Annotated in this window: 19 protein-coding genes; 12 read left to right on the plus strand and 7 right to left on the minus strand. The window is 57.6% G+C overall.

All coding sequences use genetic code 11. The annotated features are described in order from the left end of the window. The first annotated feature begins 45 nt into the window (after nucleotides 1-45). From K5K95_RS02445 to K5K95_RS02475, 7 genes are all read left to right on the plus strand, one after another. Nucleotides 46-615, plus strand: coding sequence for an Rnf-Nqr domain containing protein (locus K5K95_RS02445; RefSeq protein ID WP_222588246.1), 570 nt, complete (start codon nucleotides 46-48; stop codon nucleotides 613-615). Further along, on the plus strand, nucleotides 612-1,625 hold the full coding sequence (gene rsxB, locus K5K95_RS02450; RefSeq protein ID WP_222588247.1) for an electron transport complex subunit RsxB: 1,014 nt from the start codon (nucleotides 612-614) through the stop codon (nucleotides 1,623-1,625). Before K5K95_RS02445 ends, rsxB begins: the two co-directional genes overlap by 4 nt. Continuing rightward, entirely contained in the window at nucleotides 1,612-2,601 is a 990-nt protein-coding gene (locus K5K95_RS02455) for an RnfABCDGE type electron transport complex subunit D (RefSeq protein ID WP_222588248.1), read from the plus strand. The genes rsxB and K5K95_RS02455 overlap by 14 nt, the downstream gene beginning before the upstream one ends. Next, a complete protein-coding gene (locus K5K95_RS02460) occupies nucleotides 2,598-3,209 on the plus strand; it encodes an RnfABCDGE type electron transport complex subunit G (protein ID WP_222588249.1) in 612 nt (203 codons plus the stop codon). Before K5K95_RS02455 ends, K5K95_RS02460 begins: the two co-directional genes overlap by 4 nt. Beyond that, nucleotides 3,202-3,711, plus strand: coding sequence for an Rnf-Nqr domain containing protein (locus tag K5K95_RS02465; protein ID WP_222588250.1), 510 nt, complete (start codon nucleotides 3,202-3,204; stop codon nucleotides 3,709-3,711). The genes K5K95_RS02460 and K5K95_RS02465 overlap by 8 nt, the downstream gene beginning before the upstream one ends. 25 nt (nucleotides 3,712-3,736) lie before the next feature. Then, on the plus strand, nucleotides 3,737-4,375 hold the full coding sequence (gene nth / locus K5K95_RS02470; RefSeq protein ID WP_222588251.1) for an endonuclease III: 639 nt from the start codon (nucleotides 3,737-3,739) through the stop codon (nucleotides 4,373-4,375). Nucleotides 4,376-4,482: 107 nt separating this feature from the next. Then, nucleotides 4,483-4,662, plus strand: coding sequence for a PA3496 family putative envelope integrity protein (locus tag K5K95_RS02475; protein ID WP_007898493.1), 180 nt, complete (start codon nucleotides 4,483-4,485; stop codon nucleotides 4,660-4,662). 90 nt (nucleotides 4,663-4,752) lie between these two features. Here K5K95_RS02475 and K5K95_RS02480 read toward each other — a convergent pair whose 3' ends face one another. After that, nucleotides 4,753-5,379, minus strand: coding sequence for a response regulator transcription factor (locus K5K95_RS02480; protein ID WP_007943575.1), 627 nt, complete (start codon nucleotides 5,377-5,379; stop codon nucleotides 4,753-4,755). 589 nt (nucleotides 5,380-5,968) lie between these two features. Between K5K95_RS02480 and K5K95_RS02485 the strand changes: the two genes are divergently transcribed. Next, nucleotides 5,969-6,544 carry a hypothetical protein gene (locus K5K95_RS02485; RefSeq protein WP_222588252.1) on the plus strand — a complete coding sequence of 192 codons (576 nt, stop codon included), beginning with the start codon at nucleotides 5,969-5,971 and terminating at the stop codon, nucleotides 6,542-6,544. A gap of 182 nt (nucleotides 6,545-6,726) precedes the next feature. Here K5K95_RS02485 and K5K95_RS02490 read toward each other — a convergent pair whose 3' ends face one another. After that, complete coding sequence (locus K5K95_RS02490) at nucleotides 6,727-7,944, minus strand: argininosuccinate synthase (RefSeq protein ID WP_007898502.1); 1,218 nt, start codon at nucleotides 7,942-7,944, stop codon at nucleotides 6,727-6,729. 129 nt (nucleotides 7,945-8,073) lie between these two features. Continuing rightward, entirely contained in the window at nucleotides 8,074-8,982 is a 909-nt protein-coding gene (locus K5K95_RS02495) for a flagellar protein MotY (protein WP_222588253.1), read from the minus strand. 158 nt (nucleotides 8,983-9,140) lie between these two features. Between K5K95_RS02495 and pyrC the strand changes: the two genes are divergently transcribed. Further along, nucleotides 9,141-10,187 (plus strand): dihydroorotase, encoded by a 1,047-nt coding sequence (pyrC, locus tag K5K95_RS02500; RefSeq protein WP_090180762.1) that lies wholly within the window; start codon nucleotides 9,141-9,143, stop codon nucleotides 10,185-10,187. Continuing rightward, nucleotides 10,184-10,861 carry a ribonuclease T gene (rnt, locus tag K5K95_RS02505; protein WP_027922845.1) on the plus strand — a complete coding sequence of 226 codons (678 nt, stop codon included), beginning with the start codon at nucleotides 10,184-10,186 and terminating at the stop codon, nucleotides 10,859-10,861. The genes pyrC and rnt overlap by 4 nt, the downstream gene beginning before the upstream one ends. 73 nt (nucleotides 10,862-10,934) lie before the next feature. Here the strand turns inward: rnt and K5K95_RS02510 are convergent, their stop codons facing one another. Further along, a complete protein-coding gene (locus K5K95_RS02510; protein WP_222588254.1) occupies nucleotides 10,935-11,537 on the minus strand; it encodes a peroxiredoxin in 603 nt (200 codons plus the stop codon). A gap of 314 nt (nucleotides 11,538-11,851) precedes the next feature. On the opposite strand from K5K95_RS02510, the gene K5K95_RS02515 reads away from it, so the two are divergent. Together K5K95_RS02515 and bfr are read left to right on the plus strand one after the other, a co-directional pair. Then, nucleotides 11,852-12,070, plus strand: a complete 219-nt coding sequence (locus K5K95_RS02515; RefSeq protein WP_090180756.1) for a bacterioferritin-associated ferredoxin — start codon at nucleotides 11,852-11,854, stop codon at nucleotides 12,068-12,070. 200 nt (nucleotides 12,071-12,270) lie between these two features. Next, on the plus strand, nucleotides 12,271-12,747 hold the full coding sequence (gene bfr, locus K5K95_RS02520; protein ID WP_090180704.1) for a bacterioferritin: 477 nt from the start codon (nucleotides 12,271-12,273) through the stop codon (nucleotides 12,745-12,747). A gap of 78 nt (nucleotides 12,748-12,825) precedes the next feature. Here the strand turns inward: bfr and grxD are convergent, their stop codons facing one another. From grxD to K5K95_RS02535, 3 genes are all read right to left on the minus strand, one after another. After that, the gene (grxD, locus tag K5K95_RS02525; protein WP_090180701.1) at nucleotides 12,826-13,167 is read right to left on the minus strand and encodes a Grx4 family monothiol glutaredoxin; all 342 of its coding nucleotides are present in this window, start codon (nucleotides 13,165-13,167) and stop codon (nucleotides 12,826-12,828) included. A 97-nt stretch (nucleotides 13,168-13,264) separates the two neighbouring features. Continuing rightward, nucleotides 13,265-15,373, minus strand: a complete 2,109-nt coding sequence (locus K5K95_RS02530) for a molybdopterin oxidoreductase family protein (RefSeq protein WP_222588255.1) — start codon at nucleotides 15,371-15,373, stop codon at nucleotides 13,265-13,267. A 134-nt stretch (nucleotides 15,374-15,507) separates the two neighbouring features. After that, the gene (locus tag K5K95_RS02535; RefSeq protein WP_222588256.1) at nucleotides 15,508-15,801 is read right to left on the minus strand and encodes a hypothetical protein; all 294 of its coding nucleotides are present in this window, start codon (nucleotides 15,799-15,801) and stop codon (nucleotides 15,508-15,510) included. Nucleotides 15,802-15,947 lie beyond the last annotated feature (146 nt).

Genomic DNA, 15,947 nt, shown 5'->3' on the forward strand with positions numbered 1-15,947 from the left:
TTTTTAGACCGCCGCGTCTAAAGCCCCGTTCTTGCCGGCACGATCATGACTGAAATTGTTTTTACGCTTATCAGCGCTGCCCTGATCAACAACCTCGTGTTGTACTGGCCGCTGGGCGTCGATCCGCTGTTGGGCAACGAACGTGAAAGGGTTCATGCCCTGGGCATTGCGACGACGTGTCTGATGCTGATGGTCGGCGTCCTGGGCTACTCGGCCTATCACTGGCTGCTGGTTCCGCTGGAACTGACTTCGCTGCAGCTGTTCGTGTTCCTGCCGTTGAGCGTGTTGCTGCCCGGTCCGCTGCTGAAGCTGCTTTCACGATTGCTTCCAAAGCGTTCGTTCGATGGCCTCTGGCTTTTGCTGCTGGGTAATGCCGGCGTGCTTGGCCTGACCTTGCTCAACGCCCAGGCCGACCAGGGTTTTTTCCACGCCACGGCCCTGAGCCTCGGTGCAGGACTGGGCTTCTGGCTGGTGCTGAGCCTGTTCAGCGACTTGCGCCAACGCACACTCGATAACGATGTTCCCCTGCCCTTTCGCGGCCTGCCGATCGAGTTGATCGGCGCCGGACTGATGGCAGTGGCTTTTCTCGGATTCAGTGGACTGATCAAAACATGAGTCTGATTCAACGCATCGACGCCCTCTTGCCCCAGACCCAGTGCGGCAAGTGCGGCCACCCCGGATGCAAGCCCTACGCCGAAGGCATTGCCAGCGGCGAACCGATCAACAAGTGCCCGCCGGGCGGCAGCGAAACCATTGCGGCCCTGGCCGACCTGCTGAAAGTGCCGGTGCTGGAACTGGACGTCAGCCGCGGCTCGGCCCCGGCGCAGATCGCCTATATTCGCGAAGCCGAGTGCATCGGTTGCACCAAGTGCATTCAGGCCTGCCCGGTGGACGCCATCGTTGGCGCGGCCAAGTTGATGCACACGGTGATTGTCGACGAATGCACCGGTTGCGACCTCTGCGTCGCGCCCTGCCCGGTGGACTGCATCGAGATGCACCCGCTGCCGATCGCCACGGTGCTGCCGGTTGTTGGCGGCCTGGCGTTCAGCCTTGATGAACAGCGCGCCCGCGCCGCCAAGCGCAATCACGCACGCCAACGTTTCGAACAGCGAAATGCCCGCCTGCGCCGCGAAGAAGAACACAAACTCGCTGAACGCCAGGCCCGTGCTCAACGCGCCGCGCCGCAAAGTGAAGTGGCAACGCTTGATCCGGTGCAGGCGGCGCTTGAGCGAGTGCGTGCACAGAAAGCCGCGAACATTGATGCGGCAGTGAAAAAAGCCAAGATCGATGTGGCGATGAGTCGTGCGCAACTGAACAAATCACTCAAGGCGTTCGGGCATCCACCGACCTTCGAGCAGCAATCGCAATTGATCGTCTTGCAACAACAGTTCGAGGCCGCGGAACAGGCTTTGGCGACACTGGAAAGCACGGCACCGCCAGCCCCGGTCACGCCGGTCATTCCGGCGAAAAATGCAGAATTGAATCGGGCAAAGATCCAGTTGGCCATGCGCCGCGCCGAACTCAAGAAAGCGCAAACCGGCGAAGCAGCGGCTGAACAGATCCAGACGCTGGAACTGGCAGTGAAGGAAGCCGAGCGTCAGCTGGAGGCCTATGTCACCCCTTGAATCGGTGGACGAACGCCTTCAGCAGGCCATGAAGCTGGTGTTGCTGGCCACCGTGCCGGGCCTGCTGGTGTTGTTCTGGCTGTATGGCTGGGGCGTGTTGATCAACCTGATCCTGGCGAGCGTGGCGGCGCTGGCCGTAGAAGCGGCGGTGTTGCAGCTGCGTAAACGCCCCATACGACCGACCTTGAGCGACGGCAGTGCCCTGGTCAGCGCGACGTTGCTGACTGTGGCCTTGCCGGCTTACTGCCCGTGGTGGCTGACGGTCAGTGCTGCAGCGTTCGCGCTGTCGGGCAAACAGGTGTATGGCGGCGTCGGCAAGAACCCGTTCAACCCTGCCATGCTCGGTTTCGCCTTTGTGCTGTTGGCCTTTCCTCAGCAGATGACCCTTTGGCCCTCGTCGCACGGCATGGACCTGCTCGGTGGTTTGCAACAGGTCTTCAGTTTCAGCCTCAGCCAGACGCCGGATGCCTGGGTCCAGGCCACCGCACTGGACAGTCTGCGGATCAATAAAAGCCTGACCATGGACGAGCTCTTCGCCGGCAACCCGGCCTTCGGCCATTTTGGCGGTCGTGGCGTGGAATGGGTCAATCTGGCGTTTCTGGCCGGTGGCGCGTTTCTGCTGCAACGGCGGGTGTTCAGCTGGCATGCGCCGGTCGGCATGCTCGCCAGCCTGTTCATCATCAGTCTGCTGTGCTGGAACGGTTCGGGCTCCGACTCCCATGGCTCGCCACTGTTTCACCTGCTGACCGGCGCGACCATGCTCGGTGCATTCTTTATCGTCACTGAGCCGGTGTCCGGCGCGAAAAGCCCCCGTGCGCGCCTGCTGTTCGGCGCCGGTGCGGGATTACTGACCTACCTGATCCGTACCTGGGGCGGCTATCCGGACGGCGTGGCCTTTGCGGTGTTGCTGATGAACCTCTGCGTACCGGCGCTGGAACGGTTTGTCGCGTCCAGGCAGGAGCACGTTGCGCCATGAATCGAGCGACGAGCGTTGTGATGCTGGTGCTGCTGGCCGGGCTGGGGATTGGCGCGACGTACCTCGTGCAACACGCCAGCGCACCTCGCATAGCCGCTACACAGCGATTGATCGACATCCGCAACCTGCTGGACCTGCTGCCACCGGGAAGCTACGACAATCAACCGCTGGAACAGCCGCTGCCCGTCGACAACATCGAGCTGAGCAACAGCAGGCTCTTGGGCGGCTACCTGGCGACCAAGGGCGGTCAACCGAGCGCAGTGTTGCTGCGTAGCCAGACATTGGGCTACGAAGGCTCCATCGAGTTGCTGATCGCGATCAGCACCAACGGCAGGTTACTGGGGGTCAAAACCCTCAAGCAATCGGAAACCCCGGGACTGGGCGGCAAAATCGCCGACCGGCCCAATGCCTGGCTCGGGGGATTTACCGGCAAGTCTCGAACCGAACCTGGCGACTCGGGTTGGGCCTTGAATAAAGACCAGGGACAATTCGATCAGATCGCGGGCGCAACCATCACTTCAAGGGCCGTGATCAGCGCCATCCATGAGGCACTGCGCTACTTTGATGAACACGCACAACAGCTGATCGGAAGTAGCGCTCATGAATAAGTCATCGACGCTGCGAAACTCACTGATGCTGGCGCCACTGATCGGCGCCACCGATGCCTGGGCAAACGCTCTGGGCCTGTGGCTGATGTTTGTCGTGGTGACCTGCGTCTACGGCCTCGCGATGGGCGTACTGCGACCACGACTGGAGCAATCCACCCGTTTGCTGGCCAGCGTCGTGCTGGCGGCCACGCTCACCGCTTGCGCGGAACTTGGCGCGCAAGTCTGGTCGCTTCAATGGCATCAGCACGCAGGAATCTACGCAGGGTTGATTGCCTTGCAATGCGTCGTGCTGGAACACAATGGTTTTTTCCAGGAATCCCCGCGGGATCGCCTGCGCTTGTGTGGGTGGTTTGGAGCGCTGATGCTGGGCCTTGGCCTGCTGCGCGGATTCATCGGCGACAGTGGCCTGCACCTGGCGACGCTGGCCCCTGGCGGCTTCATTCTGCTGGGACTGTTGATCGCTGCACGTCAGGCCTTTCTCCGCTCGACCTCTTCACTTTGATTGCCTTCGAGGAAACGCACCGCCCATGAATGCCGCAAAACGTCTGGAAATTTTCCGCAGGTTTCACGAAGACAACCCGGAACCGAAGACCGAACTGGCGTATTCCTCGCCGTTCGAATTGCTGATTGCGGTGATTCTGTCGGCCCAGTCGACCGATGTCGGCGTCAACAAGGCCACCGCCAAACTGTACCCGGTGGCCAATACACCGGCGGCGATTTATGCCTTGGGGGTCGAGGGACTTTCGGAATACATCAAGACCATCGGCCTGTACAACAGCAAAGCAAAAAACGTGATCGAAACCTGTCGCTTGCTGGTAGAGCGCCACGGCGGTGAAGTACCGCAAACCCGCGAGGAGCTGGAAGCGCTGCCCGGTGTGGGTCGCAAGACCGCCAACGTCGTGCTCAATACCGCGTTTCGTCAGTTGACCATGGCGGTCGACACCCACATTTTCCGCGTCAGCAATCGCACAGGTATTGCACCCGGCAAGAACGTTGTCGAGGTGGAGCAGAAACTGATGAAGTTCGTGCCCAGGCAATACCTGCTCGACGCCCATCACTGGTTGATCCTGCACGGACGCTACGTCTGCCTGGCCCGCAAGCCTCGCTGCGGCAGTTGCCGTATCGAGGATTTATGCGAGTACAAGGCAAAGACCTCGGACGATTGAGGCACTATTAAGTTTATTGATATACCGATTGAAAAAATCTTTTTTACCCGCCGGTCGATTGTCGATATAAGGAGCGCCAAAGGCAGTCTTAGCCTGGAGTTAACCTTATGAGCACTGGCAAAGAGCAATTGGACGTAGAAGACGACTTCACCCCTGTTGAGGCCGATGATGCTGAACCGGTGGTTGAAGTGGCAAAGACCAACCTGAGCAAACGCCGTACCATCGACAACCTGCTGGAGGAGCGCCGACTGCAAAAGCAATTGGCCGATTACGATTTTGACCTATGACACCTAAAAGCCTCCCGAAACGGAGGCTTTTTACTAAGTGCCGATCCTGCAGGCAGTCCTTTCAGCATGGTTCGTCAAACGCTGGCGTACTCACACCAGACCATTGCGTTGAGCCAATTCGATCAGATCGACCAGGGAGCGTGCATTGAGTTTCAACAACAGGCGGGTCTTGTAAGTACTGACGGTTTTGTTGCTAAGAAACATGCCATCGGCGATCTCCTTGTTGGTCTTTCCTCGGGCCAGCTGTTGCAACACCATCATCTCGCGCCCCGACAGACGATCCACCATGTCCGCCTCACTGGCATTGCCAAGACTTGAACGCACAGTGTGCAACGCTTGATTGGGGAAGTAACTGTAGCCAGACAGTACTGCCTTTATTGCACTGAGCAACTCAGTGAGATCCTGTTGTTTGCAAACATACCCGGCGGCCCCCGACTGCATGCAACGCATGGAAAAATGCCCAGGCGCCTGAGAAGTCAGTATCAGCACTTTAAGAGGCATCGCCGTCGAGGTAAGACGCGCAATGACTTCCAATCCATCCAGTTTCGGTATTCCAATATCCAGAATGACAATATCCGGCATCAGCTCGCGGGCAAGTTGCAATGCATCCACGCCATTATCTGTTTCTGCAATGACCTCGTAGCCATGTCGCTCCATTAGCATACGCACCGCAAGACGAATGACGGGGTGATCATCCACGATCAGCACTTTATTCATGGGCAAGTCCAATTTTCGCTGTTCGAATTTTTAGAGCCCGCACAATAGCCTAGTCGTTTCAGACATGGCATGCCGCCCCCCTCGGCCACCCACACCGAGAGACATTCCCTACAAAAAAGCAGGAGAAGTCTTACAAGATTCTTACGATTACTGTGTGTCTTAAATTTTATTGACCCGTGCACGTGCTACGTTTCAATTTTTTTTGTATCGATATACATCCGAAAACAAACGACCTGCCGGGGTCCATTTGTCACACCAAAGGCCAAGGATTGAGCTACGCTTGAAATCTACCAGCCCGCGAGGCGCCTGGGTTCAGCGCAATGCTCCCATGCCTGCACCCGCGTTACTTTCAGTAAAAAAAGTTCACACCAGCGCCACGCCGGAAACAAAAACAAACTCAACAATGACTAAAACAACCACCCACTTATACCTGATTTAACATGAACACAGCTACTATAACAACTTACTGAAAAACCCATATAACGAGGAGTTCCCACACACAACTAATAAACAACACAACACCCACTTATACCCATTCAAAAAAACCTCTAAATCTTCGAGAAAAAGACATCATTCATGAGCACACGACATGATAAAACCCAAGAGAAAAATTACCAACCCCATGACAATCATTGCGATATTTGCAGTACTGTCTGAAACATCAGCAGCTGTCTCCCTTCCCTTTCTCGACAATGAGGAGCGAGAGATTTATATCTGGTTCCTTATCAGCTTCCCCTTTTATTTGCTCTTTCTGTTCTTTGCCACACTCAACTTCAATTACCGATCGCTTTATGCGCCCACTGACTTTGAGAAAGGAAAGCACTTCATAAAAGTCATGGGCAACACTGATCAACCGCAAAGCAGCACTTTCGAAGCCCCTCCCGAACATTGGGTGAACCACTACCTGCGTTTGCCCATCCGGCCACAGGACCTGCACATCATTGATGCGCGGGTCATGTGCAGAAAAACGGAATTCAACCACCTGATGGAGAAGGTCCAGCAACAACAGGAAAGGCCTGAGCAACTGATCGTGTTTATCACCAGTGCAGACTCGGAGGCATTTTTGAAGGAAAACGCGCTCAAGCACTCGAAGCAAACCAGAAAGCGTCATGGTTTCTGCATTGCTTACAATTTGAGTTCACGTGACGTGACGACAGTGGGCTGAGGATTTATTCCCACAGCAGCAGGCCATGCTCTGGAAGAGCAATCGGGGAGAAACGCAGAAGTAGAGGTATGAGCAACAACGAATAGAACGATAAATCGCATGTCCGGGCAGAAAATCCCCCCCTTTCAGCAATGTGGCCTTGTCATCGACAAGGCCACATTTCTATTGCGACTTCAAAGGTCTCAGAACAGCTTGCGGCCTTTGTTTGCAGCAATGCGCATACGCAAGGCGTTGAGCTTGATGAAGCCCGCCGCGTCGGCCTGGTTGTAGGCGCCGCCGTCTTCTTCGAAGGTCGCGATGTTGGCATCGAACAACGATTCGTCGGACTTGCGACCGGTAACGATCACGTTCCCCTTGTACAGCTTCAGGCGCACAACGCCGTTCACGTGTGCCTGGGACGCATCGATCATCTGTTGCAGCATCAGACGCTCAGGGCTCCACCAGTAACCGGTGTAGATCAGGCTGGCGTATTTAGGCATCAGCTCGTCTTTGAGGTGAGCCACTTCACGGTCCAGGGTGATCGATTCGATCGCACGGTGAGCGCGCAGCATGATGGTGCCGCCAGGGGTTTCGTAGCAGCCACGGGACTTCATGCCCACGTAACGGTTCTCGACGATGTCGAGACGGCCGATACCGTGTTCGCCACCGATACGGTTCAGGGTCGCCAGCACGGTGGCCGGGGTCATTTCGACGCCGTCCAGTGCCACGATGTCGCCGTTGCGGTAGGTCAGTTCCAGGTACTGCGCCTTGTCTGGAGCCTTCTCCGGAGAGACGGTCCATTTCCACATGTCTTCTTCGTGCTCGGTCCAGGTGTCTTCCAGCACGCCGCCTTCATAGGAGATGTGCAGCAAGTTGGCATCCATCGAGTACGGGGATTTTTTCTTGCCGTGACGCTCGATCGGGATGTTGTGCTTTTCAGCGTAATCCATCAGCTTTTCACGGGACAGCAAGTCCCATTCGCGCCACGGAGCAATCACTTTTACGCCTGGCTTCAAGGCGTAGGCACCGAGTTCGAAACGAACCTGGTCGTTGCCTTTGCCGGTAGCGCCGTGGGAAATGGCGTCAGCACCGGTTTCGTTGGCGATTTCGATCAGGCGTTTGGCGATCAACGGACGAGCGATGGAAGTACCCAGCAGGTACTCGCCTTCGTAAACGGTGTTGGCGCGGAACATCGGGAAAACGAAATCGCGCACGAACTCTTCGCGCAAGTCGTCGATGTAGATCTCTTTGACGCCCATGGCTTGTGCCTTGGCGCGTGCAGGTTCGACCTCTTCGCCCTGACCCAGGTCAGCGGTGAAGGTCACGACTTCACAGTTATAAGTATCCTGCAGCCACTTGAGGATCACCGAAGTGTCCAGGCCGCCGGAATACGCCAGAACGACCTTGTTTACGTCCGCCATGCCATCACTCCACGGGGTTCTACGGAAAGCCGTGAAGTCTACCGGTCATACGAAATAATTTACAGAGGCGCGACAGCTTATGACGACGAAGCGACAGATTATGTCGAGCGAGCGACGATTTCAGCGGGTTCAGGAGGTCGTGGCAGCGCTGCCGGGCGTCGCGACTTGAGGCGCCACTTTCTCGGTCGGGGCGACCCGCTCCAGGCGCACCGCGACCCGGCGATTCTTCGCGCGGTTGGCGGGGCTGGTGTTCGGTGCCACAGGATAACGCTCACCGTGGAAACGCAGGGTGATCTGCGATTCCTGAATGCCATTGGCCTTGAAAAAATCCATCACCGCCAACGCCCGACGGCGTGACAATTCGCGGTTGGTCAGACGATTGCCGCTGTTGTCGGAGTGCCCGTCGAGCTCGATATGATTGACCGTCGGATCGGCCTTCATGAACTCCAGCATCACCTGCAACTGGGCCTTGCCCCGCGCATCGAGGTCAACACCTTCACCCGGGAAGCCGATTTCGGACTGTTTGACCTGTTCGAAATTCTTCGGCAGCAATTTTGCGACGCAACCCTGGTAGTCGTTGAAGGCCTTGCTGAACTTGACCGGCAACAGGCGCACCTCAGACACTCGACCGTCGCCGGAGGAATGCCGGATGACCGGGCTGCGGCCGTCCATCAATCCACTGATCAGGCGCCCGGCCTGAACTTGCGAACTGTTGAACAGCACATTGCCGCTGCCGATTCGCACCGACCCCAGGTTGATGTCGCCACGTCCCGGTTGCCACGGCGCAGCCGCTGCCAGCAGGGTCGCAGAACCGCCGCCGATCATCGCGTTGTAGGATTTGAGACGAAACGTCGCCTGCTCGCCAGCACGGCGCACGAACTCACCCGACCCGAAATCGGTGATCGGCTGACTCAGGCGGCATTCGAACTTGTCACCTTCGACCGTCCACTCGATGCTCTCCAGACGCGTCTGGAAAGTGAGCGCCATTGCGGGAAGGCTGGCAAACACACTGAGCAAGGCTAAATAACGCTGGCGCACGGGAGGCTCCACTGGCTTCTACAACAAAAAGACCGACACACGCATGTTTACGGCGTACTACTGGATATCGGAAGCTTCCTTCAAAACTTGATAGCGAGTGCCTGGAAGAGTCTTTTCCGGTAGCATTCCCCTCAGTTTGACCCGCCTGGAATCCCCTCATGTCCGACCGCCTGACCCTGCTGCGTCCCGACGACTGGCATATCCATCTTCGCGATGGTGCCGTGTTGACCAATACCGTTGCCGATGTTGCGCGCACCTTTGGCCGCGCCATCATCATGCCCAACCTGGTACCTCCGGTGCGTAACGCCGCTGAAGCCGATGGCTATCGACAGCGGATTCTCGCTGCACGCCCGGCTGGCAGTCGCTTCGAACCGTTGATGGTGCTGTACCTGACCGACCGTACCCAACCCGAGGAAATTCGCGAGGCCAAGGCCAGCGGTTTCGTTTACGCCGCCAAGCTGTACCCGGCCGGCGCGACGACTAACTCGGACTCTGGTGTCACCAGTATCGACAAGATCTTCCCTGCACTCGAGGCCATGGCCGAGGTCGGGATGCCCTTGCTGATTCACGGCGAAGTCACCCGTAGCGATGTCGACGTGTTCGATCGCGAAAAACTGTTCATCGATGAGCACATGCGTCGTGTGGTCGAGCGTTTCCCGACGCTCAAAGTGGTGTTCGAACACATCACCACCGCTGACGCCGTGCAGTTCGTCAACGAGGCTTCGGCCAATGTTGGCGCAACCATCACCGCCCATCACCTGCTGTACAACCGCAACCACATGCTGGTGGGCGGGATTCGGCCACACTTCTATTGCCTGCCGATCCTCAAGCGCAATACCCACCAGGAAGCCCTGCTCGATGCCGCCACCAGCGGCAGCGACAAGTTCTTCCTCGGCACCGACTCGGCGCCTCATGCCCAGCATGCCAAGGAAGCGGCCTGCGGCTGTGCCGGTTGCTATACGGCTTATGCCGCCATCGAGATGTACGCCGAAGCCTTCGAACAGCGCAACGCGCTGGACAAGCTCGAAGCGTTCGCCAGCCTCAACGGCCCGCGTTTCTACGGCCTGCCGGTGAACACCGATCGCATTACCCTGGTCCGCGATGAGTGGACCGCCCCAACCAGCCTGCCTTTCGGCGAGCTGACTGTCATCCCGCTGCGCGCCGGTGAAAAACTGCGCTGGCGCCTGCTGGAGGAACACGCGTGAGTGAAGACCATTTCGACGACGAACAGGACGGTCAAGGCGGTGGAGGCGGTCCTCGTCATCCAATGGCTGCCAGATTCCGTGGCTACCTGCCGGTCGTCGTCGACGTAGAGACCGGTGGTTTCAACTCGGCCACCGACGCTCTGCTGGAAATTGCTGCAACCACCATCGCCATGGACGAAAAAGGCTTTGTGTACCCCGATCACACCTATTTCTTTCGTGTAGAGCCTTTTGAAGGCGCCAACATCGAAGCGGCCGCGCTGGAATTCACCGGGATCAAACTCGATCACCCGCTGCGCATGGCGGTGAGCGAAGAAGCCGCCTTGACCGATATCTTTCGCGGCATCCGCAAGGCCCTGAAAGCCAACGGCTGCAAACGGGCGATTCTGGTCGGGCACAACAGCAGCTTCGATCTGGGTTTCCTGAATGCCGCTGTCGCGCGTCTGGACATGAAACGCAACCCGTTCCATCCGTTCTCCAGTTTCGATACCGCGACCCTTGCCGGTCTGGCTTACGGTCAAACCGTGCTGGCCAAGGCCTGTCAGGCAGCCGACATCGACTTCGACGGTCGCGAGGCTCACTCGGCTCGCTACGACACCGAAAAGACCGCCGAGCTGTTCTGCGGCATCGTCAATCGCTGGAAACAAATGGGCGGTTGGGAAGACTTCAACGACTGATCCTTGTCGCCGGTTTATCCCGCCCATAAAAAAACCGGCCTCAACGGCCGGTTTTTTTATGCCTCAAACGCGCTTACAAAGCAGCAGCGTGCTCGGTCAGGTAAGCAGCAACGCCTTCTGGCGAAGCGTTCATGCCCTTGTCGCCTTTTTTCCAGTTGGCAGGGCAAACTTCGCCGTGCTCTTCGTGGAATTGCAGTGCGTCAACCAGACGGATCAGCTCTTCCATGTTACGGCCCAGCGGCAGGTCGTTGATGATCTGCGAGCGGACAACGCCTTTGTCGTCGATCAGGAACGCACCACGGAAAGCTACGCCGTCAGCGGACTGAACGTCATAAGCCTTCATGATTTCCTGCTTGATGTCAGCAGCCATGGTGTAGCGAACCTGGCCGATACCGCCATTGTTCACTGGGGTGTTGCGCCAGGCGTTGTGGGTGAAGTGCGAATCGATCGACACCGCGACCACTTCAACGTTACGTTCCTTGAAGTCAGCCATGCGGTTGTCCAGAGCAATCAGCTCGGACGGGCAAACGAAGGTGAAGTCCAGTGGGTAGAAGAACACCAGGCCGTATTTGCCTTTGATGGCCGAGGACAGGGTGAAGCTGTCTACGATTTCGCCATTGCCCAGTACAGCCGGCACGGTGAAGTCAGGGGCTTGTTTGCCTACGAGTACGCTCATTGAATATCTCCTGGTCTATTAACGTGAAGAACTGGGTTCGCGTCAGCCTGCCACCCTCAGGCGACAGCCCTGTGACACAACCCGCTTCGCAAGGACCGACCATCATACACGGCGTATTTGAGCTGTCCTTAACGGTTTTTCAAGGTGACGGAAAAATTGCCGCTTGCCTGGATACTGGCCGATGGCCTTATTGGAAACCGTTCGTCAGTGATGCGGATTTATAACGCGAAGCTTTCAGAAAGCACTTTGACAATCATTCTCGTTAACATTAAGATCCATCGCAATTGAGTCTCAACCAGCGACGGTTTTCACTTATGTATGTCTGCCTCTGCACTGGCGTCACCGACGGTCAAATCCGCGATGCAATCTATGAAGGTTGCTGCAGCTACAAGGAAGTCCGTAATGCCACCGGCGTCGCCAGCCAATGCGGCAAATGCGCCTGCCTTGCCAAGGAAGTCGTTCGCGAAACGCTGGGCAAACTGCAATCGGCACAGGCCGCGATTCCTTATCCAGTAGAATTTACCGCCGCCTGATACCCCGTATTTCAATGAACCGGACTTGATGTCCGGTTTTTTTATGGCTGCAAATCAATCGCTTACGCGCAAGACGCGGAACACAAACATTCTTATTCCGATTAATTTTCATATAAGTTTCAATAACTTAGGTTTGACACCCTAAGTTGCACCACTCAAACTCCGCCATATAGACAGCTAATAAAGGGCAGGACCCCATCATGAAAGGCGACATTACAGTCATCCAGCATCTCAACAAGATCCTTGCCAATGAACTGGTCGCGATCAATCAATACTTCCTGCATGCACGCATGTATGAAGATTGGGGTCTGAATAAGCTCGGCAAGCACGAGTACCACGAATCCATCGACGAGATGAAGCACGCGGACAAGCTGATCAAGCGCATCCTGTTCCTCGAGGGCCTGCCGAACGTTCAAGACCTTGGCAAGCTGCAGATCGGTGAACACACCCAGGAAATGCTTGAGTGCGACCTGCGCATCGAACGCACCGGCCATGCCGACCTTAAAGTTGCTATCGCTCATTGCGAAACCGTTGGCGACTACGGTAGCCGCGAACTGCTCGAAGACATTCTGGAATCCGAAGAAGAACATATCGACTGGCTGGAAACCCAACTGGGCCTGATCGATAAAGTCGGTCTTGAGAACTACCTGCAATCGCAGATGGGCGAAGACGAGTAAGTTAGCGCCCGCTGAACTCGAGACAATAAAAAGCCCCGCGCTCTTTTAAAGAGGCGGGGCTTTTTTAATGACCGGGGTTCAGGCTTCGGTCTTGCCAGCAGCTGCTTTTTCAACAGCGGCCTTGATCGTGCTCTGCAGCGAACCGTCAGCAGCCATCTCAGTCATGATGTCGCTACCGCCAACCAGCTCACCACCGACCCACAATTGCGGGAAGGTTGGCCAGTTGGCGTATTTTGGCAGGTTGGCGCGGATTTCCGGGTTCTGCAGGATGTCCACGTACGCAAACTTTTCACCACATGCCATCACGGCCTGCGCGGCTTTTGCGGAGAAGCCACACTGCGGGGCATTCGGCGAACCTTTCATGTAAAGCAGAATGGTGTTGTTAGCAATCTGCTCTTTAATCGTTTCGATGATATCCATGGAGCACCTCGGCTGAACTTTCCGACTCAGAGGTCGGCACGGTGGCGCATTGTAACGGAAACCCGAGCGCCATGCTCGGTCTCCCCGACAGACTCAATCAAGCCGCCACCACGGTCACCGGAACGCCGTTCAACGCCGCATTGCCGGACAACTCGTCAAGCTGGCACTCGTCCGTCAGGTCGTTGGCGCTGGAACCCGGCTGGCTGCTGGCGATCGTCATTTGCACGCCCGGGCGCGCATGGCCCCAACCGTGAGGAAGACTGACCACGCCTTTCATCATATCCAGGCTGGCGAGCACTTCAACTTCGATCACGCCGACCCGCGAACTGACCCGTACGCGCTGCCCGTCGCCAAGCCCGCGACTGGCCAGGTCATCGGGGTGCATCAACAATTGATGGCGCGGCTTGCCCTTCACCAAGCGATGATAGTTGTGCATCCAGGAGTTGTTGCTGCGCACATGGCGACGCCCAATCATCAGCAATTCGTCGGCGGCGGGTGCTTGCAGCGCGGCGAAGCGGGCCAGGTCGGCAAGAATAACGTCAGGCGCCGCCTGAACTCGCTGGTTGGCGGTTTTCAGACGCGGCGCCAGGTTGGATTTCAGTGCGCCCAGATCGATGCCATGCGGGTGATCGAACAGCGTCGCCAACGACAGCTTGTGTGGCGAGGCATCGCCGTAAAGCCCCATCCGCAAGCCATGATCAATCATCTGCGCAGGAGCAATGGTCGGTTTCAACTCCTTGCCAGTCTTCGCCGCGAACGCCTTGGCCAGGCCGACGAAGATCTCCCAGTCGTGCAACGCGCCTTCGGGTTTGGCCAGGATCGCCCGGTTGAAGCGCGTCACGTTGCGCACCGCGAACATATTGAACGTGGTGTCGTAGTGATCGTTTTCCAGCGCCGAAGTCGACGGCAGGATCAGGTCGGCGTAACGCGTGGTTTCATTGATGTAGAGGTCAACGCTGACCATGAACTCCAGCCCGTCCAGCGCCTGTTCCAATTGCCGGCCGTTGGGCGTGGACAGGACAGGATTGCCGGCCACGGTGATCAGCGCACGGACCTGCCCTTCTCCGCCGGTAAGCATCTCTTCGGCCAAGGCCGACACCGGCAACTCGCCGCTGTATTCCGGACGCCCGGACACCCTGCTCTGCCAGCGATTGAAATGCCCACCCGAAGTCGAAGCCACCAGATCCACCGCCGGCTCGGTGCACAGTGCACCACCGACGCGGTCGAGGTTGCCAGTGACGAGGTTGATCAGCTGCACCAGCCAATGGCACAGCGTGCCGAAGGCCTGGGTCGAAACACCCATGCGGCCATAACAGACCGCTGTAGGCGCCGCCGCAAAATCCCGGGCCAGTTGGCGGATCTGCTCCGCCGGCACTGCGCACAGGGGGCTCATGGTTTCGGCGGTGAAGGTTGCAATCGCCTCACGCACTTCATCCAGGCCGTCCACCGGCAGATGACTGTCGCGGGTCAGGCCTTCGGTGAACAAGGTATTGAGCAAGCCGAACAACAACGCCGCATCGCCACCGGGGCGCACGAACAGATGCTGGTCGGCAATCGCCGCCGTTTCGCTGCGGCGTGGATCGACCACCACCACTTTGCCGCCCCGGGCCTGAATCGCCTTCAGGCGCTTCTCCACATCCGGCACGGTCATGATGCTGCCGTTGGACGCGAGCGGGTTGCCGCCCAGAATCAGCATGAAATCGGTGTGATCGATGTCCGGGATCGGCAACAGCAAACCGTGGCCGTACATCAAATGGCTGGTCAGGTGATGAGGCAACTGATCGACCGAGGTCGCGGAATACCGGTTACGGGTTTTCAGCAGTCCCAGGAAGTAGTTGCTGTGGGTCATCAACCCATAGTTGTGCACGCTGGGGTTGCCTTGATAGACCGCCACCGCGTTCTGCCCGTGACGCTCCTGAATCGCCGAGAGGCGTTCGGCAACCAGGTTGAACGCGTCCTCCCACTCGATGGGCTGCCACTCGCTGCCGACCCGCAGCATCGGCTGACGCAGACGATCCGGATCATTCTGAATGTCTTGCAGGGCAACCGCTTTAGGGCAGATGTGCCCGCGGCTGAATGTATCCAGCGAATCGCCTTTGATCGAGGTGATCTGCACGCCGTTGCCGTCGATTTCGGATGTCTCGATGGTCAGGCCGCAGATGGCTTCACACAGGTGGCAGGCGCGGTGATGGAGAGTCTTGGTCATGGCCAGTCTCTGTTTTGTTCTGGGCGGGCAATGTCGGCCGCGGGAACAAAACTATGGCGCCTGCCCCGCGCCTGCGCCAGCGACGTTCGTCTCGTGAATTGCTGACTATCAGGCCAGCCGATGGCCGCGCACGATCAGTTCGGCGGCAACCCGGGGGGCGGCGCCTGCAACTGGATCTCCTGAATGGTTTCGATCTGTTCCTGGGCGATATGCACGCCCGTGAGCTCGCCGATCAGTCGCCAATGCTCATCAAGGCCGGTGCTGATGGTTGCCATGCGGTCGATCATCCGTCGACCGGCAGCCTTGGTCACCTCGTCGTCACTGCGCATCAATTCGAAGGACATCGACGTCATGGAGGCTGTGAGGTGAGTCAGTGAGCGGGCCGTGAGGCTCAGTAAATCCATTAACAACTGTTCTTTTGATTCCATTCCGATGCTTCCTGCGTCGCTCGTGACTTAGTTATAACCCAGCACCTTGCATTAGCAAATGTTTCAGAGCAGACACATGTCTCGGCAGCGAGCGAATGCCAGGTCAAAAAGCGACCGAGAGAGCGCCATCCCCGCCCCGCTTGATT

The organism is Pseudomonas sp. DR48, assembly GCF_019823085.1.
Taxonomy (GTDB): Bacteria; Pseudomonadota; Gammaproteobacteria; order Pseudomonadales; family Pseudomonadaceae; genus Aquipseudomonas.